26 protein-coding genes are annotated in these 21,949 nt (G+C 37.9%); 24 read left to right on the top strand and 2 right to left on the bottom strand.

What is annotated here, in order from left to right:
• Positions 1 to 329: 329 nt before the first annotated feature.
• The gene (gene rluC / locus N7931_RS03975; protein ID WP_262792093.1) at positions 330 to 1,292 is read left to right on the top strand and encodes a 23S rRNA pseudouridine(955/2504/2580) synthase RluC; all 963 of its coding nucleotides are present in this window, start codon (positions 330 to 332) and stop codon (positions 1,290 to 1,292) included.
• Between the two features lie 9 nt (positions 1,293 to 1,301).
• Positions 1,302 to 1,973, top strand: a complete 672-nt coding sequence (locus N7931_RS03970; RefSeq protein ID WP_262792092.1) for an HAD family hydrolase — start codon at positions 1,302 to 1,304, stop codon at positions 1,971 to 1,973.
• 61 nt (positions 1,974 to 2,034) lie between these two features.
• Here the strand turns inward: N7931_RS03970 and N7931_RS03965 are convergent, their stop codons facing one another.
• Positions 2,035 to 2,634, bottom strand: coding sequence for a Maf family protein (locus N7931_RS03965; protein WP_262792090.1), 600 nt, complete (start codon positions 2,632 to 2,634; stop codon positions 2,035 to 2,037).
• Between the two features lie 106 nt (positions 2,635 to 2,740).
• On the opposite strand from N7931_RS03965, the gene N7931_RS03960 reads away from it, so the two are divergent.
• The 17 genes from N7931_RS03960 to rraB all read left to right on the top strand — a co-directional run bounded on the left by N7931_RS03960 (position 2,741) and on the right by rraB (position 17,086).
• The gene (locus N7931_RS03960) at positions 2,741 to 3,271 is read left to right on the top strand and encodes a YceD family protein (RefSeq protein WP_262792089.1); all 531 of its coding nucleotides are present in this window, start codon (positions 2,741 to 2,743) and stop codon (positions 3,269 to 3,271) included.
• A 14-nt stretch (positions 3,272 to 3,285) separates the two neighbouring features.
• Positions 3,286 to 3,456: a 50S ribosomal protein L32 gene (rpmF, locus tag N7931_RS03955; protein ID WP_262792087.1), complete on the top strand. Its 171-nt coding sequence runs from the start codon at positions 3,286 to 3,288 to the stop codon at positions 3,454 to 3,456.
• An 11-nt stretch (positions 3,457 to 3,467) separates the two neighbouring features.
• Positions 3,468 to 4,490, top strand: a complete 1,023-nt coding sequence (gene plsX / locus N7931_RS03950) for a phosphate acyltransferase PlsX (protein ID WP_262792085.1) — start codon at positions 3,468 to 3,470, stop codon at positions 4,488 to 4,490.
• A 6-nt stretch (positions 4,491 to 4,496) separates the two neighbouring features.
• Complete coding sequence (locus tag N7931_RS03945; RefSeq protein ID WP_262792084.1) at positions 4,497 to 5,456, top strand: beta-ketoacyl-ACP synthase III; 960 nt, start codon at positions 4,497 to 4,499, stop codon at positions 5,454 to 5,456.
• A gap of 33 nt (positions 5,457 to 5,489) precedes the next feature.
• On the top strand, positions 5,490 to 6,425 hold the full coding sequence (gene fabD / locus N7931_RS03940) for an ACP S-malonyltransferase (RefSeq protein ID WP_262792082.1): 936 nt from the start codon (positions 5,490 to 5,492) through the stop codon (positions 6,423 to 6,425).
• A 4-nt stretch (positions 6,426 to 6,429) separates the two neighbouring features.
• Entirely contained in the window at positions 6,430 to 7,170 is a 741-nt protein-coding gene (fabG, locus tag N7931_RS03935; RefSeq protein WP_262792081.1) for a 3-oxoacyl-ACP reductase FabG, read from the top strand.
• Positions 7,171 to 7,383: 213 nt separating this feature from the next.
• A complete protein-coding gene (gene acpP / locus N7931_RS03930) occupies positions 7,384 to 7,623 on the top strand; it encodes an acyl carrier protein (RefSeq protein ID WP_262792080.1) in 240 nt (79 codons plus the stop codon).
• Positions 7,624 to 7,693: 70 nt separating this feature from the next.
• Positions 7,694 to 8,932 (top strand): beta-ketoacyl-ACP synthase II, encoded by a 1,239-nt coding sequence (gene fabF / locus N7931_RS03925; protein ID WP_262792079.1) that lies wholly within the window; start codon positions 7,694 to 7,696, stop codon positions 8,930 to 8,932.
• Between the two features lie 35 nt (positions 8,933 to 8,967).
• Complete coding sequence (gene pabC, locus N7931_RS03920) at positions 8,968 to 9,777, top strand: aminodeoxychorismate lyase (RefSeq protein ID WP_262792077.1); 810 nt, start codon at positions 8,968 to 8,970, stop codon at positions 9,775 to 9,777.
• A complete protein-coding gene (gene mltG, locus N7931_RS03915) occupies positions 9,761 to 10,753 on the top strand; it encodes an endolytic transglycosylase MltG (protein ID WP_262792076.1) in 993 nt (330 codons plus the stop codon). Before pabC ends, mltG begins: the two co-directional genes overlap by 17 nt.
• Positions 10,754 to 10,759: 6 nt before the next feature.
• Positions 10,760 to 11,392 carry a dTMP kinase gene (tmk, locus tag N7931_RS03910; RefSeq protein ID WP_262792074.1) on the top strand — a complete coding sequence of 211 codons (633 nt, stop codon included), beginning with the start codon at positions 10,760 to 10,762 and terminating at the stop codon, positions 11,390 to 11,392.
• Between the two features lie 9 nt (positions 11,393 to 11,401).
• Entirely contained in the window at positions 11,402 to 12,337 is a 936-nt protein-coding gene (gene holB, locus N7931_RS03905) for a DNA polymerase III subunit delta' (protein ID WP_262792072.1), read from the top strand.
• Between the two features lie 18 nt (positions 12,338 to 12,355).
• Positions 12,356 to 12,682 carry a PilZ domain-containing protein gene (locus tag N7931_RS03900; protein ID WP_262792070.1) on the top strand — a complete coding sequence of 109 codons (327 nt, stop codon included), beginning with the start codon at positions 12,356 to 12,358 and terminating at the stop codon, positions 12,680 to 12,682.
• 22 nt (positions 12,683 to 12,704) lie between these two features.
• Positions 12,705 to 13,493 carry a TatD family hydrolase gene (locus N7931_RS03895; protein WP_262792068.1) on the top strand — a complete coding sequence of 263 codons (789 nt, stop codon included), beginning with the start codon at positions 12,705 to 12,707 and terminating at the stop codon, positions 13,491 to 13,493.
• Positions 13,494 to 13,591: 98 nt separating this feature from the next.
• Positions 13,592 to 15,877 (top strand): DNA topoisomerase IV subunit A, encoded by a 2,286-nt coding sequence (parC, locus tag N7931_RS03890; RefSeq protein ID WP_262792066.1) that lies wholly within the window; start codon positions 13,592 to 13,594, stop codon positions 15,875 to 15,877.
• Positions 15,878 to 15,989: 112 nt separating this feature from the next.
• Positions 15,990 to 16,730, top strand: coding sequence for a 1-acylglycerol-3-phosphate O-acyltransferase (locus N7931_RS03885; RefSeq protein WP_262792064.1), 741 nt, complete (start codon positions 15,990 to 15,992; stop codon positions 16,728 to 16,730).
• A complete protein-coding gene (gene rraB, locus N7931_RS03880) occupies positions 16,730 to 17,086 on the top strand; it encodes a ribonuclease E inhibitor RraB (RefSeq protein ID WP_262792063.1) in 357 nt (118 codons plus the stop codon). The genes N7931_RS03885 and rraB overlap by 1 nt, the downstream gene beginning before the upstream one ends.
• A 60-nt stretch (positions 17,087 to 17,146) precedes the next feature.
• Here the strand turns inward: rraB and N7931_RS03875 are convergent, their stop codons facing one another.
• Positions 17,147 to 17,791, bottom strand: coding sequence for a carbonic anhydrase (locus tag N7931_RS03875; protein ID WP_262792061.1), 645 nt, complete (start codon positions 17,789 to 17,791; stop codon positions 17,147 to 17,149).
• Positions 17,792 to 18,146: 355 nt separating this feature from the next.
• Between N7931_RS03875 and N7931_RS03870 the strand changes: the two genes are divergently transcribed.
• From N7931_RS03870 to N7931_RS03850, 5 genes are all read left to right on the top strand, one after another.
• Positions 18,147 to 18,974, top strand: a complete 828-nt coding sequence (locus tag N7931_RS03870; RefSeq protein WP_262792060.1) for a flagellin — start codon at positions 18,147 to 18,149, stop codon at positions 18,972 to 18,974.
• 121 nt (positions 18,975 to 19,095) lie between these two features.
• On the top strand, positions 19,096 to 19,629 hold the full coding sequence (locus N7931_RS03865; protein WP_262792058.1) for a flagellar protein FlaG: 534 nt from the start codon (positions 19,096 to 19,098) through the stop codon (positions 19,627 to 19,629).
• A gap of 17 nt (positions 19,630 to 19,646) precedes the next feature.
• A complete protein-coding gene (gene fliD / locus N7931_RS03860; protein ID WP_262792057.1) occupies positions 19,647 to 21,074 on the top strand; it encodes a flagellar filament capping protein FliD in 1,428 nt (475 codons plus the stop codon).
• Positions 21,075 to 21,094: 20 nt separating this feature from the next.
• A complete protein-coding gene (gene fliS, locus N7931_RS03855) occupies positions 21,095 to 21,526 on the top strand; it encodes a flagellar export chaperone FliS (protein WP_262792055.1) in 432 nt (143 codons plus the stop codon).
• Positions 21,513 to 21,836: a hypothetical protein gene (locus tag N7931_RS03850; RefSeq protein ID WP_262792054.1), complete on the top strand. Its 324-nt coding sequence runs from the start codon at positions 21,513 to 21,515 to the stop codon at positions 21,834 to 21,836. Before fliS ends, N7931_RS03850 begins: the two co-directional genes overlap by 14 nt.
• The last annotated feature ends 113 nt before the right edge of the window (positions 21,837 to 21,949 follow it).

Raw genomic sequence — 21,949 nt, 5'->3', positions numbered from 1 at the left:
TGTTCTTTACTTTTTAACTGGTAGTGGCGTTTCTATCAATAAACTTGGCATTCTCTGTTGGGTAAATTGTTTTAAAACAAGCTGAAAAATTACTCACTTCGGTTGTTTTAAAAATGCGTATCTAAAAATGAACAAAAATTTTTGCGTCATTCAAATTTAGTGCTGCAATTTAGACCTCTTACACAGTCAGAATGTCACCATCAAATCGTGTGTTATTATACACGTTTTTTCAAAAACTCTGGTATTAATTCATACCATCAGTGAAAATATAGCAAAGCTATTGCCCTAGCGGCAATCGAATTTAACCAAATATGCGAAGATAATTAGTTATGAAAGAAAATGACCACCGGTCGGTATCCTTTTTAGACATAGATGAAGATAATTCTGGTCAAAGAATAGACAATTGGCTTAAAAGAGAACTGAAAGGTGTACCGACTTCTTTAATTTACCGAATTCTTCGTAAAGGCGAAGTTAGGGTAAATAAAAAACGAATCAAGCCTGAATATAAACTTCAAGCGGGTGATGTTTTACGTATTCCACCTATTCATCTGGATCAGAAAAAAGAAGCTGAATTTACGGTTGGTGACAGATTACAAAAAGTAATTGAAGAATCTATTTTATTTGAAGATGAAGTGATGCTGGTAATTAACAAACCTTCAGGCATTGCGGTTCATGGTGGCTCTGGTTTACAGTTTGGGGTCATAGAAACATTAAGACAAATTAGGCCTAATATTAAGCAACTTGAGCTTGTTCACCGCTTAGATAAAGAAACTTCTGGCTGTTTAATGATCGCTAAAAAACGCTCAGCATTACGTAATTTGCATCAGCAATTACGGGAAAAAGTGGTCGATAAACGTTACTGGGCATTGGTCAGTGGCGCTTGGCCAAGTAAATTAAAACGCGTGGAGTTACCACTTTTTAAGAATGAAAACGCTGCAAACGGACGTAATGTTAAAGTTGATCAGGTTAATGGCAAACCATCACAAACCCGGTTTAAAGTTTTAAGACGTTTTAGTGAAGCGACGTTAGTCGAAGCTTTTCCGGTTACAGGGCGCACCCACCAAATTAGGGTTCATGCTACTGAAAGTGGTCATCCGATTGCTTTAGATGACAGGTATGGTGAATCTGAGTTCGATAAAAAAATGAAAAGGATGGGCGTAAACCGCTTGTTTTTACATGCGGCGACTTTGACATTTATTCATCCGCGCAGCGAAGAAAAAGTTAGAATTGAAGCACCTTTGGAGCAAAGTTTAAAAGATGCTTTGGATAATTTAGCAACAGAATCGAATTGAGAGTAGTAAATGCAAGAGATTAAATGGGTTATTTTTGATTGGGATGGCACTTTAATGGATTCAATTGCGCGGATTGTTTCGTCATTACAGGATGCCGCTCAAGAGGTTGGGGTAGCTATTCCGTCCGATCAGGAAGTAAAAGCAATTATTGGTATGAGTCTGCCTAAAGCGGTTGATACTTTATTTCCGGAAATTGATTCAGCGACTAAAGACGCTTTAGCTCAAGCTTATAAGTTTCAGTATATTGAAAATAATCAAACACCATCGCCTTTATTAGGTGGTGCAGAGCAATTGGTTAGAGATTTAAAATATGCAGGTTTCAAGCTGGCTATTTCAACCGGAAAAGCGCGAAGTGGCTTATTGAGAGTATTAGCTCAGTCAGGTATTGCTGATTATTTTGATGATTCTATTTGTGCTGACGAAAGCGTTTCAAAACCGGCACCGGATATGTTGTTGACGTTACTTGAACGAAATCAAATTTCTGCTGATCAGGCGATTATGGTCGGGGATAGTTTATTAGATCTGGAAATGGCAAAAAATGCTCAAATGCAGGCTGTTGGGGTCACTATGGGCGCTAGCTCACGCGATCAGCTTGAGACAATTGAGTCGGTTGCTATTATTGATTCGCTTAGCGAGTTATACGCAATTTTAAAGCTAGAACCGAGCTTATCAATTGCCTGATAGGTTAAGTTTAGACAAACCAAGGCAGAAATGAATTTTGCCTTGGTTGAATCAAGCGCTATTATACAGCGGGCGCAGTGAGCGGATTAAACCCAAACTGTTTAAATAAATCATTTAATGCAATTAATGGCAGACCAATTAACGTATTTGGATCTCGGCCCTCCAATTTATCAAATAAACAAATGCCTAATGCTTCGCTTTTAAAACTGCCTGCGCAATTAAGCGGCTGCTCTTTTTCGATATAAGAGTTGATTTCGTTTTCGGTTAATTGGCGAAAATGTACATTAAACGGTTCAACAATGGTTTTAATCTGTTGATCGGGCGAAATCAAGGTTAAGCCAGTGTAGAAAGTTACAGCTTGGCCACTCAATAAAGCAAGTTGCTGTTGTGCTTTTTCCACTGTGCCGGGTTTCCCCAAAATTAGACCTTTTACAACTGCAACCTGATCAGAACCGATAATAAAACTATTTGGATGTAATTTTGCACCTGCTTGCGCTTTTAATTGAGCCAAACGAGCAACTAATTGCTCTGGTTGTTCATTTTCAAGTGGTGTTTCGTCTGTTTGTGGTTTGCATGTTGAAAATTGGATCTGGAATTTTTCAAGCAAAGCTTTGCGAAAAGGTGAAGTGGATGCGAGGACAATTTGAGGTTGCTGATGCATATTTTTACCTTAATTTAGGGTTAGTAAAATTTTTTTTCTCATGATACGCTATTTTCTCCGATTTTTATTTGACTAAGCAATAGCAGATCGCTAGTATTCGCGCCCTATGCAAAAGGTAAAAATGCCAGTTGAGTTAGATCCTGTAAAAAGTGCGCAAAAACGCTCTGACTTTGTAGGTATATATCAACTGAAAGATTTAAGTCGTTTACACGAATTCGTCTTGTCCGATTACGGCCAAGTTGAGGTTAATCTTAAATGTACCTATGATGAGCAGAGATTACCAATTATGCTCATCGATGCAAAAACGGCTGTTGAAGTCTCTTGTGAGCGCTGTGGTGGTAATTTAACCTTAGATATAAGTGTTAATGCTACTTATACTCCAAACTTGAAGAGTACCGATGAGGATTTAATTCCTGACGAGTACAGTGTTATAGATGTAAATGAATACGGATTGTTAGATTTTAAAGCTTTGATTGAAGATGAGCTTTTGCTGGCAATTCCATTTGTACCTAAACACCCTGTTAATGAGTGTGCAATTACAGAGCAAGACATGAGTTGGGGGGAGCTTGATAAAGCTGCCCAAGAAAAGCCAGCTAATCCGTTTGATGTACTGAAAAGTTTAAAGAATCCAAAATAAACAGGAGATAAGAAATGGCTGTTCAACAGAACAAAAAATCTCGTTCTAAGCGTGACATGCGTCGCTCTCATGATTCGCTAACTGCTGCTAGCTTGTCAATCGATAGTACTTCTGGTGAAACTCATCGTCGTCACCACATTACTGCTGATGGCTACTACAAAGGCAAAAAAGTAGTTTCTGTATAAGAGAGTCTGCTTTGACGAATCTAACGATAGCGTTAGATGCAATGGGAGGCGATTATGGGCCTCCCGTTACTATTCCTGCTGCACTCAGTGTGCTAGCCGAAAACCCTCAATTAAATTTTCTGGTATGCGGTGATAAATACCAGATAGAGCCGCTTTTAGCCGGCATATCCAAAAATTTTTCTCAACGTATCCAAATTATTCATTGTTCCCAAGTTGTTGCTATGGGTGACAAACCATCTGCTGCTTTGCGCAATAAACCTGATTCTTCGATGCGGGTCATGCTCGATTTAGTTAAAGATAATAAAGCTCAGGCTTGTGTTAGTGCAGGTAATACTGGTGCTTTATTAACTATGGCTTATCGGGTGCTCAAAATGCTACCCGGCATAAAAAGACCGGCTTTAGTGACGGCTATTCCGAGTGTTGAAGGGCACAAAACTTATGTCTTGGATTTAGGTGCTAACGTGGTTTGCGATGAACATATTTTGCACCAATTTGCGGTGATGGGAAGTGTGTTGATCGAAAAAAGCGAGTGTAAAAACCCCCGTGTTGGTTTGCTGAATGTGGGCGAAGAAGAAATCAAAGGCAGTGAAACCATTAAAAAAGCCGCTAAGCTATTAAAAGAAGACAAATCTGTTAATTATATAGGTTATGTCGAAGGTAATGATATTTTTACAGATAAAGTTGATGTGGTTGTTTGCGATGGTTTAGTTGGCAATATTGCGATGAAAGCATGTGAAGGCTTAGCTAAAACCGTTGTTAATTCTATAAAAACAGTAGCATCTGGGAGTTGGATCAGTAGAATATTCGCAGCTATTGCGTTGCCAATGTTAAAAAAGCTATATCGGCAAATGAACCCTGACCAGTATAACGGCGCAAGTCTGTTAGGATTACGCGGCATAGTTATCAAGAGTCATGGTAATGCTTCTAAAGATGCTTTTAAGTATGCAATTGAAGAAGCTATCAATGAAATTCGCCTTCAAGTACCTGAAAAAATAGGTAATAGAATCGAAACGGCGTTAACAGACAGGTCATAATAAAATATGTATTCAAAAATTATCGGTACAGGAAGTTATTTTCCTGCACAAGTCAGAACAAATGCTGACTTAGAAAAAATGGTTGAAACCAGCCATGAGTGGATTGTTGAAAGAACTGGTATTTGTGAACGCCGAATTGCAGGACCTGATGAAAACGTAGCAACCATGGGTCATCAGGCATCTTTAAAAGCGATTGAAGCCGCTGGCATTGAAGCAAGTGATATTGATTTAATTATATCTGCAACAACTAGCTGGGAAAAAGCGCTACCGAGTGCGGCTTGTGAGATTCAAAATTTATTAGGTTTACCGGGTGTGCCAGCTTTTGATATTGGCGCTGCTTGTGCTGGTTTTTGTTATGCACTCAGTGTTGCCGAACAATTTATTAAAGCCGGTAGCGCAAAAAGAGTGTTAGTGGTTGGTACAGATGCATTAACCCGTTTATTAGATCCAAATGATCGCACTATGATCGTTTTATTTGGTGACGCCGCAGGTGCGTGTATTTTAGAAGCCAGCGAAGAGCCGGGAATTTTATCTACCCACATACATGCTGATGGTCGTTTTGCTGATTTACTCGGGGCAGATTTACCAACTCGTGGTAATGAAGCCAGTGTACACGAAGCTTATGGTTATATGAAAGGCAACGAAGTTTTTAAAGTCGCAGTCACTAAATTAAGTGAAATTGTGGAAGAAACCTTAAAAGCCAACAATTTGGATAAATCACAAGTTGATTGGTTAGTTCCGCATCAGGCTAATTATCGAATTATTAAAGCAACTGCCAAAAAGCTTAACATGACAATGGATAGAGTAGTTGTCACTTTAGATAAGCATGGTAATACCTCTGCGGCATCTGTTGCCACTGCTTTGGATGAAGCGATTCGTGATGGCCGTATTCAACGTGGTCAAACTTTATTACTTGAAGCGTTTGGTGGTGGTTTTACCTGGGCTTCAACGCTCATTAAATATTAAGTTTTATTTTGATTTAAAAGAACGAGAAAATTCATGTCTGAACAAAAAATTGCATTTGTTTTTCCGGGTCAGGGTTCACAGACCGTTGGCATGTTAGCTGATTTATATCAGGCGCATGCTTGTGTTAAACAAACTTTTGAACAAGCCTCTGATGCATTAGGTTATGATTTAGCTAAAATTATTTTAGATGGCCCAGCAGAAGATTTAGGTAAAACTGAAATCACACAACCTGCGTTATTAACGGCCAGTACAGCGGTCTATCGTTTATTAACCGAAAAAGGTGTTGGTGCCCCTGCATTTATGGCTGGTCATAGCTTGGGTGAATATTCAGCTTTAACCGCGGCAGGTGTTATTGCATTTGATGATGCTGTTAAATTAGTTGAGTTACGTGGTAAAGCAATGCAACAAGCTGTACCACAAGGTGTTGGCGCGATGGCAGCCATTATTGGTTTAGATGATGCTGCGGTTATTGCAGCTTGTCAGCAAGCTAGTGGTAATGAAATTGTAGCTGCTGTTAACTTTAACTCACCGGGTCAGGTTGTTATTGCCGGTCATAAAGCCGCAGTAGATGCTGCATCTGTATTGTGTAAAGAAGCTGGCGCAAAACGTGCCTTACCTCTACCTGTTAGTGTGCCATCACACTGTGAATTAATGAAACCAGCAGCGGAACAACTGGCTCAGGCATTTGCTGATATTAAATTTTCAGCACCATCTGTCAGCGTTATCAATAATGTTGATGTTAAAGTTGAAACCAATGCAGAGGCTATTCAGCAAGCATTGGTTAGACAATTATATTGTCCAGTACGTTGGACAGAAACAGTTGAGTTTCTTGCGAGCCAAGGCGTGACTCAGTTAGTTGAAGTTGGACCAGGTAAAGTTTTAAATGGTTTAACTAAACGCATTGTTAAAACATTAACTGCGGTATCAGTTAATGATGAAGCATCTTTAGAATCTTATATCAACGGGTAAAATTATGTTTTCAAGCTTAGAAGGACAAGTTGCATTAGTAACGGGTGCGAGCCGTGGTATCGGTAAAGCGATTGCACTTAAATTAGTTGAAGCCGGTGCAACGGTTGTAGGTACGGCTACCTCTGAAAAAGGCGCTGAAGCCATTTCTGAATATTTAGGCGAAAATGGCAAAGGTTTAGCTTTAAACGTGACAGATAATGACTCTATCGCTGCTTTATTTGAACAAATTAAAGCAGATTTTGGTGATATTGATATTTTAGTCAATAACGCTGGTATTACACGTGATAATTTAATGATGCGCATGAAAGAAGAAGAGTGGGAAGATATTTTAACCACTAACTTAACTTCAGTATTTAAATTATCTAAAGCGGTACTGCGCGCGATGATGAAAAAACGTTCAGGCCGTATTATTAATATTGGCTCGGTTGTTGGCTCAACAGGTAATCCTGGTCAGGCTAATTACTGCGCAGCTAAAGCAGGTTTGATTGGTTTTACTAAAGCTTTGGCTAAAGAAGTTGCGTCTCGTGGTATTACTGTGAATTCAGTTGCACCGGGTTTTATTGACACCGACATGACAAAAGAGTTGAGCGAAGAGCAAAAAAATACTATCTTTGCACAAATTCCGGCAGGTCGCTTAGGTCAACCTGAAGAAATTGCAGCCGCTGTTGCTTTTTTAACTGCTAAAGAAGCAGCATATATTACTGGCGAAACCATTCATGTGAATGGTGGCATGTATATGGCTTAATGCCGTCGTTTAGGTGCAATAGAGTGTAGATTCTTTTTGAATTTACGGGTATCATTTGCGCCATTCGAATGTTTTGAGTTTGAATATGGTTTAATTTTTAACAGGTTAGACCAGTATTTAAAAGCAAGTTTTAACTTGCATCGAGCGAATTTATTTTAATAAACTACGGCAAATTTGTGCATACTGCACTTTGTCTGAGGGAAACTTTATATTATGAGTAACAATATCCAAGAAAGAGTATACAAAATCATCGTTGAGCAATTAGGCGTTAAAGAAGAAGAAATCACAAACGAAGCTTCTTTTGTTGACGATTTAGGTGCTGACTCATTAGACACAGTTGAATTAGTAATGGCTCTTGAAGAAGAATTCGATACTGAGATTCCAGACGAAGAAGCTGAAAAAATTACAACTGTTCAAGCAGCTATCGACTACGTAGTTGCTAACAAAGAATAATTAATGCTCTGGGCGGTTTTAGACCGCCTTTTTTATACCTTTCAAAATACTCCGTTTGGGGGCTTATCTAGTGTCAAAACGTCGTGTCGTTGTCACCGGTCTTGGGATGTTATCTCCGGTCGGTAATACAGTAGACGATTCTTGGAAAGCATTATTAGCAGGTCAAAGTGGTATTCAACTAATTGATACGTTTGATGTTAGCAGCTTTTCAACTCGTATTAGTGGTTTAGTTAAAGGCTTCAACTTCGAAGATTATTTACCTAAAAAAGAAGCTAAAAAAATGGATACTTTTATCCAGTATGGTGTAGCCGCTGGTATCCAGGCTTTTAAAGATTCAGGTCTTGAAGTAACTGAAGCAAATGCACATCGTATTGGTGCTGCTGTTGGCTCCGGGATCGGTGGTTTATCGCTTATCGAAGAAAACCATAGCAAACTCCTGTCGAGTGGCCCTAAGCGCATGTCTCCGTTTTTTGTACCATCAACTATTATTAACATGATTTCAGGTCATTTATCGATTTTATTTGGTTTGAAAGGCGTTAATATCGCGATCACTACAGCTTGTACTACAGGTGTTCACAATATTGGTCATGCAGCACGTATGATCGCTTATGGTGATGCTGATGCAGTATTAGCTGGTGGCGCAGAAGCTGCCACTACTCCATTAGGATTAGGTGGTTTTGCTGCTGCCCGCGCACTTTCATCTCGTAATGATGACCCAACTCGCGCAAGCCGCCCTTGGGATAAAGACAGAGACGGTTTTGTCATGGGTGATGGTGCTGGTGTGATGATGCTTGAAGAATATGAGCATGCAAAAGCGCGCGGGGCAAAAATTTACGCTGAACTATCTGGTTTTGGTATGAGTGGTGATGCAAATCATATTACTTCTCCACCTGATGATGGTGCAGGTGCTCAACAAGCTATGGCTAATGCTGTTGCGGATGGTCAAATTAGCTTAGAGCAAGTTGGTTATTTAAATGCTCATGGTACATCTACACCGGTCGGTGATTTAGCTGAAACCAATGCAGTTAAAAATCTATTTAAAGATCATGCGAAAAAAGTAATGGTTAGCTCAACCAAATCGATGACGGGTCACTTATTAGGTGCAGCCGGTGCAATTGAAGCGATTATTACGGTTAAAGCATTGCAAGATCAAAGCATTCCACCAACAATTAACCTAGATAATCCAGATGAAGGTTGTGATTTGGATTATGTACCTCATGAAGCGCGTCAGGCTAAGTTTGAATACGCTTTATGTAATTCATTTGGTTTTGGTGGTACAAACGGTTCATTATTGTTCCGTAAAGTTTAACCTGAATGGTCTAATTTATTTTAGGCCCTTATGTTATGAAGTTAATTCAGGTTGACTCAAACCATCATCAAGTTAGCGCTTTTAACCGAGCGTTTCAATTTGGTGATGGTCATTTCACAACTTTATTAATCGAAAACTATACCGTGCATTTATGGCACCTACATAAACAAAGATTAATACATGCCAATCAAGTTTTATTATTTCCTGATTTAGATTTTACTCAAATCGAAGCATCGCTTAATCAAATTGCTCAAACTGGGCTCTCAAAAATTGTTAAAATTTTAATTAGTCGTGGTAACAGTGCGCGTGGATATGCAGTGCCGGATGCGATAGAAGCTGAAGTTTATTTGTATATTTCAGATTATTTGCCACAACAGTTTCAATATCCAGATGGGGTTGAGCTGGGTATTGTAAAAACGGTTATTGGTCAGCAACCTAGTTTAGCCGGATTAAAACACTGTAATAGGTTAGAGCAGGTATTAATAAAACAGGAATTATTAGCGAATAAATTAACCGATGGTTTGGTACTGGATCAAGGTTCAAACATAATTGAAACCAGCTTAGCAAACGTGTTTTTTTATCTAGGTGATAGTTGGATTACACCCGATTTAAGTTTATCTGGCGTGAGTGGTGTTATGCGAACTTTTGCACTTGAACAACTTCAAGCTTTGGGTTTATCAGTAAAAGTCGCTCATATTTCAATTAATGAATTAGATTCAATTCAAGCTGGTTTTATTACCAATGCTTTAATTAAAGCTACTCCAATTAACAATATAAACGGTAAAAAGTTAAATTTGGAATTTGCCAAAACAATTACAAGGAAGCTAAATGAAGCTGTCGGTTAAGTTATTAATCAGTTTTATTGCCGGTGTTTTTTTATTAAGTTCTGTCGTGTTAGTTATCGGTTGGCAAATAAGCCAACAACTTTCACAAAAACAGCTAATTGAACCTCAGTTAATTACGATTAAACCTGGCGAATCTTTGTTTACTTTGCTAGCTGAGCTTGAACAAAAAAAGCTAATAAGTGCAGGCTGGCAAATTAAAGTTTTAACTAAACTCAACCCAGACTTAGCTCATATTCAGGCTGGTACTTTTATGCTGCAAGGTGAAATGTCGAGTTTGGATGTTATTTACCATTTAACACAAGGGCATCCGCACCAATTTAAACTCACATTTGTTGAAGGAACTAACTTTAAACAATGGCAGGCAGCCTTAAAACAAGAAAGTTGGCTAACCCAAACAGACTATAGTGCAGAGTTGGCTGAATTAATTCAGCCTTATCAAACCGCAGAAGGTTTATTATTTCCAGACACTTATTACTTTACTGCTAATAGCTCGGCTTTTTCATTGATTAAAGCAGCTTTTGATCGCATGCAACAAACCAGAGCTGAATTAGCACCTCAATTGTCTGAGCAAGACTGGTATCAAACGTTAATTCTGGCTTCAATTATTGAGAAAGAAACTGCAATTGAAAGTGAAATGCCGTTGGTTGCTTCTGTTTTTGTGAACCGGCTTAATCAAAATATGCGTTTGCAAACCGATCCTACTGTTATTTATGGTTTAGGTGAGCGTTATCAGGGAGATATAAAACGTTCGCACTTACAAGAAAAAACGCCGTATAATACTTATCAAATTAAAGGCTTACCGCCAACGCCAATTGCGATGCCGGGCATTGCGGCAATAAAAGCTGCGCTTAATCCGGCAACAAGTGATTATTTATACTTTGTGGCAGACGGCAAAGGTGGGCATGTATTTACAACTAACCTTAAATCACATAATAAAGCAGTCCAAAACTACTTAAAACAAATCAGAAATAGATAATTTAATATGATTCAACACGCTCCTTTTATTGTAATCGAAGGCTTAGAAGGTGCCGGAAAAACAACGGCATTAAGCTACATAAAAGCTTGGTTAGAAGCTCAAAAAATTGAGTATATTCAAACTCGTGAGCCGGGTGGTACGCCTATGGCTGAGCAGCTCAGAGATCTAGTTAAAGCGATTCGTGAAAATGAAACAGTAACACCAGAAGCTGAATTGTTAATTATGTATGCAAGTCGGATTCAGCTGATTGAAAATGTGATTAAACCAGCGCAACAAAAAGGCATCTGGGTAGTCGGCGACAGGCATGATTTATCATCCAGAGCTTATCAGGGTGGAGGCAGAGGCATTGCCGATGAGTTAATAGAGCCTATACGACAAGCTGTTTTAAAAGGATTTGAACCTGATTTAACTTTTTATTTGGATATCCCGCCAGAAATTGGTTTGAGTCGAGCGCGTGCACGTGGTGAGTTAGATCGCATAGAATTAGAGCAGATGGATTTTTTTAGCAAAACCCGAGCTAAATATTTGGAAATAGCGAACGCGGATGACAAAATTAAAATAATAGACGCCCAACAAACCCCTACTGAAGTTGGGCAACAGATACAAAATTTGTTATCAGAGCATTTTCAACATTTGTAAGGTTTAATTGTGCAATATCCTTGGCTTAATCCATTAATTGATTTATTAGCTGCTCAATATCAGCAAAATAAATTACACCATGCCTTATTAATTTGTGGGGCTAAAGGTATGGGTAAACGTACTTTTGCGCTTGAATTAGCCGCAGGTTTATTGTGCGAGAAGAAAACAGGTTTACCGTGTGGTCAGTGTAAGTCTTGTTTATTGCTGGAAACTCAAGCTCATCCAGACTTTTTTATTGCTGAAGACGCAGATGCTAAAAGTATTGGGGTGGATTTGATTCGCCAAGTTGTTAATCGTGCACAGCAAAAGTCACAACTGGGCGGCGCTTTAGTTTTTTATATCCCTGATTGCGATAAAATGACTGAAGCTTCGGCAAATGCTTTATTAAAAACATTAGAAGAGCCGGGTAATAATAAATATTTAATTTTAACAACAAGTGCAGCTAATCGTTTATTAGCCACTATTATTAGCCGTTGCCAACAATATGTTTTAAAACCGCCTAAACTAGCGGATTTGAGCCAGTGGTTAGAAAATCAAGCTGTTGATATTGATGCTTTTAGCCAGATTTTTGCTAAAGTGAATGGCGCGCCTTTAGTCGCGCTCGAATATGCTCAAGGCGATTATTTAACTCAGCAAGCTGCTTTTTTGGCACAATTTAAATTATTAATCACAGGTAAAACGTCTGCTTTTGAATTTAGCCAAACCTTTGATGAAAATTATTATTTACAACAATTAGATTGGCTGAATCAAGCTGTATTAAGCTGGTTAGGAGCTAAGCTGGAAACTCAGGTACAAAATAATCAACAAGCAATTAAAAGGCTGGTTATCAGTGATTTGTTAGCTTTAATTGTTCAAGCTAAAATGCAAATGTTGCAGTCTGGCGTGAATAAAAAAATTGTTTTTCAAAGCCTGTGTTTTAATATGCTGGATAAACTTAAAAGTTAAACTGTTTTTGGGGTGATTATGGAAGAGTTCACACTTGAATTTAGTAAAAAAAATTTATTATATAAAGCATATATGTCATTTATGAAGGAAGGTGGCTTGTTTGTAGCTACAAATGATGAATATGAGATAGGGCAGACAGTCACCCTAAAAGTACTATTACCAGAAGAGCAGCAGTATACATTTATAGCAGGTAAAGTGGTCTGGATTAATTCTACAGCATCCCATAATAATACCCCGCCAGGAATTGGGGTCGCTTTTGTTGATGATCAACATAATTTAAAACAACGGATTGAAACTCAGCTGGGGACATTGCTAGGATCGACAGAGCCAACCCACACACTTTAAAAGAAAACCTCCGGAGTTAAATTTGTTAGTAGATTCACACTGCCATTTAGATAGGTTAAAACTGGAAGAACTGGGCGGTTCTTTAGATGTTGTTATTGAAAAAGCCCGAGCTAAAAAAATAGAACATTTTTTATGTGTTTGTGTGACTTTAAATGATTTTAAAGCAATGGCTGAGGTGGTTGATAAATATCCTGATGTTTCTGTATCTTGCGGTGTTCACCCACTGCATAAAGAAGATATGTTTGCCCAAGATGAACTATTAAAGTTAGCTAAACAAGATAAAGTCGTTGCAATTGGTGAAACTGGGCTGGACTATTTTTACAGTGAGGAAACCAAACCTTGGCAAAAACAGGCTTTTCGTCAGCATTGTCAGGTTGCCGTTGAACTAAATAAACCTTTAATTATCCACACCAGAGATGCACGCAAAGATACAATTGATATTTTAACGCAAGAGTCTGCGGATAAATGTGGCGGTGTGCTGCACTGTTTTACTGAATCTTTAGATATGGCAAAAGCAGCGATGGATTTAAATTTTTATGTTTCTATATCTGGGATTGTCACATTTGGTAATGCAACTGAGCTACGCGAGGTGGTAAGAGCTTTGCCTTTAGATAGGCTTTTAATTGAAACTGATTCGCCTTGGCTTGCTCCAAAACCGTATCGTGGAAAGCAAAATCAACCTGCTTATGTGCATGAAGTTGCTCAATTTGTTGCAGATTTAAAAGGTGTGCCACTATCAACTTTAGCGCAAGCGACCACAGAAAATTTCTATAATTTATTTAAACAAATTAAATTAAATCAGGCCGGTTAAAGCGCTTCAACAAAGTTTTAGTTTGTTTAGTTTAAACTATGATGTACATTGGCAGTTATAAATTCCCAATTTTGACAGGCTAATAACTCTATAAAATTATGTCAGAAATACTTATTAATACCGACGGCGTTGAACAGATCGCGCTGAGAAAATTTACTGAAGATGCTTATTTAAACTATTCCATGTATGTCATCATGGACAGGGCATTACCGCATATATCAGATGGTTTAAAACCCGTTCAACGACGCATTGTTTATGCTATGTCTGAATTAGGTTTGTCTGCTGCTGCTAAATATAAAAAATCAGCTCGAACCGTGGGTGATGTCTTAGGTAAATTCCACCCTCATGGCGACTCAGCTTGCTATGAAGCTATGGTTTTAATGGCCCAACCGTTTTCCTATCGTTATCCTTTAGTTGACGGACAAGGTAACTGGGGTGCACCGGACGATCCTAAGTCTTTTGCGGCGATGCGTTATACCGAAGCCCGTTTATCTAAGTTTTCTGAAGTTTTATTAGCTGAGTTAGGGCAAGGCACAGTTGAGTGGGGGCCTAACTTTGATGGTACTTTAAAAGAGCCAGTTAATTTACCTGCACGGTTGCCGCATATATTATTAAACGGGGTAACCGGTATTGCTGTTGGTATGGCAACAGATATTCCGCCACATAATGTTAGAGAAGTGGTTTCGGCTGCAAAATATTTACTTGATCATCCAAACGCAGGCATTGAAAAATTAATGTCGTTTGTACCAGCGCCGGATTTTCCGACCGAAGCTGAGATTATCACCCCGTCAGATGAAATCAGAAAAATTTATCAAACTGGGCGTGGTTCAATTAAAATGCGCGCCGTGTACGAACTTGAACAGGGTGAAATAGTCATTAATGCGCTGCCACATCAGGCTTCTAGCGGTAAAGTGTTAGAGCAGATTGCTGCGCAAATGCAGGCTAAAAAATTGCCTATGGTCGCTGATTTACGGGATGAATCAGATCATGAAAACCCTGTTCGATTAGTTGTTGTTCCGCGTTCAAACCGGGTTGATACCGATGTTTTAATGGCGCATTTATTTGCAACAACCGATTTAGAAAAAAGCTACCGTGTTAATTTAAATATGCTCGGCTTAAATGGCCGCCCGCAGGTTAAAAGCCTAGCTAATATTTTAACTGAATGGTTAAGTTTTAGGTTAGACACAGTCACCAAGCGGCTTAATTACCGTTTGGATAAAGTGCTAGCGCGTTTACATATTTTAGAAGGTTTATTAGTTGCTTTCTTAAATATAGATGAAGTGATTCATATCATTCGAACCGAAGAGCATCCTAAACAAGCGTTAATTGATCGTTTTCAGCTAACAGATAAGCAAGCTGAAGCGATTTTAGAGTTAAAATTAAGACAATTAGCTAAATTAGAAGAAATTAAAATACGCTCAGAACAAGATGAGCTAGAAGCCGAAAGGCAGTGGCTTGAGTCTGTTTTAGGTTCAGAAGATGAACTTAAAAAACTGGTTAAAAAAGAATTAACTGAAGATGCACAAAAATATGGTGACGACAGGCGCTCTCCGATTGTTGAGCGTAAAGAGTCGAAAGCATTAAGTGAAAAAGATTTAGTACCAAGTGAATCTGTTACTTTAGTGGTGTCAGAAAAAGGCTGGGCACGCTGTGCAAAAGGACATGACGTTGATGTGCAAGGATTAAGCTATAAAGCAGGTGATAGCTTTTTATCTCAAGCTAAAGGGCGTTCAAATCAGGCTTCTGTTTTTATTGATTCTAGTGGCAGGGCTTTTTCAACCGAAACACATACCCTGCCGTCAGCCAGAAGTCAGGGTGAGCCTTTATCTGGTCGTTTTACGATTGCCGCAGGTGAAAGAGTTGAACATGCTTTATTGGCTAACCCTGAGCAGAAATTTTTAATTGCATCGGATGCTGGTTATGGTTTTGTGACTCAGTATGCTGATTTAATTAGTAAAAACAAAAATGGTAAAGCGGTATTAACTTTACCTGTAAATGCTAAAGTGCTTCAGCCCGTAGTGGTTAGCCAACCAGAAAATCAGTTGGTTGTGGCCATTTCAAATGAAGGACGAATGCTGGTTTTCCCATTAGCTGAATTGCCTGTGTTGGGTAAAGGCAAGGGTAATAAAATGATTAGCATTAGTAGCGAAAGAGCCAGAAATCGTGAGGAATTTGTTCGTCATTTAGCCGTTGTTGGTGAAGCTGAATCATTGGTTTTAGTGGCTGGTAAACGTAAAATGACGCTAAAACCGGACGATTGGTCTCATTACAAAGGTGAGCGTGGTCGTCGTGGCAATAAACTACCTCGTGGTTTGCAGCGAGTTGATGAACTTTATGTTGAAGGTACTTCTGATATAGAGCAACCTTTGGCCGAAAACGAATAGTTCAACCAGATTTATTGAGTTTTTATTGATAAAAGCCCAGCGCAACTGGGCTTTTTTAATTTTCGTCTCCCTTATGGAGTAGTATTTTAAACCTTAGACAGGAAAATCCACCTTGTTAGCAGTAATTCGACTTATCTTAATTGGCTTATTTGTTATTGTTGCCAGTTTATTGGGCATTCTTTTTTGTTTAATCAGGCCATTTCATCGTAACAATGTTTATTGGCTAGGGCATTTGTATAGTAGAGCATCTTGGATTTTGGGGTGTCGTTTGATTGTCAGACATCACCCAGAAGCCAAAGTAAATGTGCCAGCTGTATTTATTGCTAACCATCAAAACAGTTACGATATTTTTACTTTGTGTCGTGGGGTTTTACCCAACACAGTAACCATAGGTAAAAAAAGCTTAAAGTGGATCCCATTTTTTGGTCAGATATATTGGTTAAGTGGGAATATTTTAATTGACAGAGAAAACCGCAAAAAAGCGATGGCGGCCTTAAAAATATCAGCAAATGCGTTAAATAAACGCAATACCTCTATTTGGATGTTTCCAGAAGGTACTCGCTCATACGGACGAGGTTTATTACCGTTTAAACGAGGGGCTTTTCAGCTTGCACAAGCTGCAAATGTTCCAATTGTACCTGTGTGTATGAGTACCACGCATGATAAAATTAAACTAAACCGCTGGTCTAATGGTACGATTATTATTGAAAGCTTACCTGCGTATCATTTAACAGATGAACAAAAAGCTAACTTAAAACAAACTTGCGAATATTTTCACGCTATTATGCTGGAAAAAATTAGTCAGTTAGATGACGAAGTTGAACAGATTAACCAAACAAAAGGGCAAAAATAATGGAATACCAAGATGATCCTCAAGCCTTTACTGCTTTTGTTATTGAGTCTTTATTAGAAGATGGCAGTGATCCTGATGCTGTGTATGAAATAGAACATCATTTTTCATCGACTAACTTTGATATGTTAGAGAAAGCGGCTGTTGCCGTTTTTAAATTAAATTATGAAGTGACAGATGCAGAAGAGTTTGAAACAGATGATGGTGCTGATATTTTTGCATTTGATGCAATTATCGAATCAGGATTAGATTTAGAAGAAATTAATCGTCAAAGTGCACAAATGGAAAAAATTGCTCAGCAATATAAAATTCAGTATGACGGCTGGGGCACTGAGTATATTCCGCAGGATGAGGATTAATCATTTAAAAATTTATACCCAAGTGGATTAACGCTTGGGTATAAACTAATACTAGCAGTTTTAACTTTCTTGAGAAGACCACTCTTTATAAGCGTCTTCAACACTAATAAAGCCTTTATTGGCTTCACTATAAGCGTTAACTGTGCCTTTTTTAATGTTGTAAACCCAGCCATGTAGTTGAACTTGGTTTAATGCTAGTTTAGTAGCAACAGCCGGATGAGTTCGTAAATGGTGCATTTGCATAACAACATTTTCTTCAATAACTTCATCTAGTTGCTCAGTCCCTAAGCAGCCATGTTTGGCTTTAACAATATCAGCTGCACTACGGCAATGACCAATCCACTCTTTTACATGCGGTAAATCTTTTAATGCTTCAGGGTTGAGTGCGCCTTTTAAAGCACCACAATCACTATGACCACATACAATAATATGTTTAACACCTAATACAGCAACCGCAAACTCAATAGAGGCTGTCATACCACCGGTTTCATTACTGTGTGGAGGTACAATATTACCCGCATTACGACAGATAAATAAATCACCCGGATTAGTATTGGTTAAGAGGTTAGGATCGATGCGAGAATCTGAACAAGTAATAAATAAAACATCAGGGTTTTGGCTGTTGGCTAATTCTTTGAATAATTGTTTACGTTCTTCAAAGCCATGCTTTTTAAAAGCCATGACACCTTTAAATATATCTTCCATACCATTTCTCTTAATTGCTAATAAGTGATGTTATTTTAAATTATTTTTTAATTTACGTCTTAAAAAATTTAAATAGATGCAGGGTGATTAATGTTTTTAATAGATTAATTTAAATTAAAACAGATGTTTACGTTTATTTTGAATTGATTCAAAAAATAATAAAAAAAATTACTAAAGTTTCTCAAGTATCAGTCGATATAGTTATACGAGGGGAAAAGTAATTTGTTTTTGGGTTGAGGGGCTCATGACAAATTGTCTACCACAGTTAGAGGCGACTCGTTCCGAGTTTATTTTATAGGCGAGCTGTTTTGTTTAGGTTTGAGGGAACCTGAAGCAGCTCTCAGGAGGTATATATATGTCTGGTATGTTTGTAAACACTAATGTTTCATCATTAAACGCACAACGCCAATTAATGAATTCTGGCACCCAATTGAATACATCTTTTGAGCGTTTATCATCTGGTTTTCGTATTAACCGAGCTGCTGATGATGCAGCTGGTATGCAAATCTCAGATCGTATGACAACTCAAATTCAGGGTTTAAACCAAGCGGTAAGAAATGCAAACGACGGTATCTCTGTTGTGCAAACAGCAGAAGGTGCGATGCAAGAAATTACAACGTCATTGCAACGTATTCGTCAGTTAGCTGTTCAATCTCAAAATGGTATTAACAGTTCTGCTGACCGTACAGCACTTCAAAAAGAAGTATCTGCTCTTAAACAAGAGATTAGCAGAATTGGTCAAAATACCCAATTTGCTGGTGTTGACTTATTAAAAGGTGATTATTCATCTTCTTTCTTAGTTGGAGCAAACGGTGGTCAGAATATTACAATTTCCTTAGATCAAGCTGGTGGTTATGGCGCATCAGGTTTGAGCTTAGGCTCTGTTGATATTTCTACTGCGACAGGTGCATCAGGCGCTTTAGCGTCAATTGATAGCGCTATATCTACAATTGGGGCTGCTCGAGCTGATTTAGGTGCGCTTCAAAATCGCTTTCAGTCAACTATTCGTAATTTAAGTAATGTAGTTGAAAATGTATCTTCAGCTCGTTCGCAGATTCGTGATACAGACTTCGCAAGTGAAACTGCTGAACTAACTCGTAATCAAATTGTACAACAAGCTAGTATCTCTGTATTAAGCCAGGCTAACCAAAGACCTCAAAGTGCTTTATCGCTTTTAGGTTAATTTTGAGTTAGATAAGTTGTACGAATTGGTATGGCTGATTAAAATTAACTGGTTGGGTATAATTGTCTCAGCCAGTTAATTTGTTTAAAGTATAAGCCGTAACTGATTTGTGGGAGGTTTTATGGAAATCCAAGCTTCACAAATAAGTGGTTATTTTGCTAATTTAGTTAACGGGCAGAATACTACTAACAAAACAAAGTTAGAGAGTGAACAGAGTTCTTTAGCTAATTCGACACACTCAGATGATAAACTATCTTTAGCTTCTGGTGTAGTAAATACATCAACCCAAAATGTTGATAATGGGCGTGACGAAAGTAATACCAAAGGTAGTGTATCGGAGCAAAAATTAGTTTCAAATACTAAAGTTACAACAGATACAGCCGATATACTTAGTATTACAACCGAAGAAGGTTTTGCTCAAATTGAAAATGCGTTATCTCAGGTAACGGATTTTATTCAATTACAAAATCGACAATTAAATTTTTCTTTTGATGAAGATAGTAATCGTTCTATCATCAAAGTAACCGATTCAGATTCAGGTGATGTTATTAGACAAATCCCATCTGAAGATGTTTTAAAATTGGCACAGCGGATTAAAGAGCTTCAAACTGATGCTGGAGAAGCGATAGGAGTTTTAGTTAATCGGCAAGTGTAAATTAGTACGAGGTCATTATGAGTGTTTCATCTATTGGTGTTGGTTCAGGTTTAGATTTAAGTGGCTTAGTTACACAGTTACTTGAAGCCGAAAGAGCCCCTAAACAAGCACGCTTAGATACAAGAGAAGAAACACTTGAAAGCGAAATTTCTGCCATTGGAAAATTAAAATCTAAGTTAGACGAGTTTAAAGAGGCTGTTCGTGAATTGCGAAGCAGTTATGATTTACAAGGTCGTAAAGCATTAGTCACTCACCCAAATATCAGCTCAGATGATGAATCATCAACTGGTCCTTTCACGGCTGAAGCTTCAAATAGTGCTGTAAAAGGCGAATATAGAATTGCAATTGAGCAACTAGCTAGTGGTAGTCGTTTACAAACTAATGGCGCCGGGTTTACCTCATCTTCTTCCGCAGTAAGTTCAACTGCCGGCACTATGACTTTTACCGCAGGTTCAGATACATTTGATATCAATGTCACAGCTGGTATGACGGTAGCGCAATTACGTGCTGCAGTTAATTCTGCTGGTGAAGAATATGGTATTAAAGCCAGCATTATAGATACAGGTACAGCTGAAGGTGCGAAGTTAGTGTTTACTTCAGATAAAACTGGTGAGGGTAATGACTTAGTTGTTACTAATAATAATGCTGAATTAGATAAAGTGTCTACTGCTGGCATGGATGTAACCGCAGCTAAAAATGCAATCGCTAATATTGATGGGATAGCGGTTGAAAGTCAGACAAATGAATTTGAGAATGTGATTGAAAATGTTTCATTTGAAGCAGAAGAAGTGAGTGAAAAAGATGCTCTAGGCGAGTTTAAAACCTCGAAACTCGAAATTGGTTATGATAAAGATGGCCTAAAAAACAAAATTACAGATTTTGTTGATAACTACAATTCTATAATGGATGAAATTGCTACTCTAACTAAATATGGTACATCTGAATTAGAAGAAGATGGTCCTTTGGCTGGCGATTATATGGCTCGGAGTATTCAAACTGGATTAAGCTCAATCGTGAGTGGCTCAGTTAGTACTTCTTCGCTAAGTACCCTATTTCAGATAGGCGTTTCATTTGATGATGATGGTAAACTACAAATTTCTTCAACCGATGATTTTGGTTTTGGCAGTGGTGAAGATTTACTCGATGATGCTCTAGATGATAATTATGATCAAATTGCGGCTTTATTCTCTGACGATGATGAAGGGATAGCTAATAAAATGTATGATTTTGTTCATGAATACACTACCTATGGTGGTCTTTTACGAACAAGAGAGAGTGCTAAGAAAGATGAAAAAGATTTGTTATCCGATGAGCGCGAACGTTTTGAGCTACAAATGGCAGATTATGAAACATTATTGCGTAACAAGTATATTAATCTTGATTTAACAGTTTCTAAGCTACAAAGAACACAAAGCTCATTAATGGCAGCTTTAGGTTACGCATAACAAATTTGTGAGGTTTTAATATGTATAATCGCGGTATCAATGCTTATAAAAAAGGCAATTTAAAACAACAAATTGCGCAAGCAGACCCGCATCAGTTAACGCTTATGCTTATGCAAGGGGCCTTAGATAGAATGGCTTATGCTAAAGGTGCGATGGAGCGTAAAGAGTTTGAAGCAAAATCGGAACATTTATCCAGAGCATCAGCTATTTTAGTTAATTTAAGAGATACGCTGGATTTTAACCAGGAAGATAATCAGGTTGCTGATAATTTGTATGCTTTATATGAGTATATGATAAATCGATTAACGGATGCCCATATTCAAAATAATACAAGTATTATTGATGAAGTGATTGGTTTAATGCTCCCGATTAAAACAGCTTGGTCTCAAATACCGGAAGATGCTAAACAGCAAGCTTACGAAACTCAACGTCAACAAAATGCAGCAGTTTAACTCTATTGCGCTTGATCATGATTTAACGCCTGAGCTATTAAGGCAATTAAATGCTCAGGTCTCTTCTATTCTAAAGCAAACTGAAATCGATTCTTCAACTTTATTAAAACTTATAGATAAAAGAGATGAACTTATATCGGATGAGTTAAAAAAGTTGAATGGACAAGTTGATATTCAAAAGCAATTTATAGAACAAGAACTGATTGTGAATCGTTATTTGGTTCAACAATGCCAGAAACTATTTAATAATACTGAAAAAGAGTTAGTGAATTTAAAAAAAAGTCAGAAAGCTATTAAGCATTACAAGTGATTTTTGCATAAAAACAATTGAAAAATTAAAGAATTAGAGATTGGTTGATGCAATATTTAAATTATCTATTACAATCAAGCCAAGTATAAGAATAAATCATGTAGGGTTAAGAT

Origin of the sequence: Catenovulum sp. 2E275 (assembly GCF_025515275.1) — a bacterium.
Taxonomy (GTDB): Bacteria; Pseudomonadota; Gammaproteobacteria; order Enterobacterales; family Alteromonadaceae; genus Catenovulum.
The sequence above is the reverse complement of the archived record's forward strand: the minus strand, read 5'-3'. Positions and strand labels throughout refer to the sequence as shown.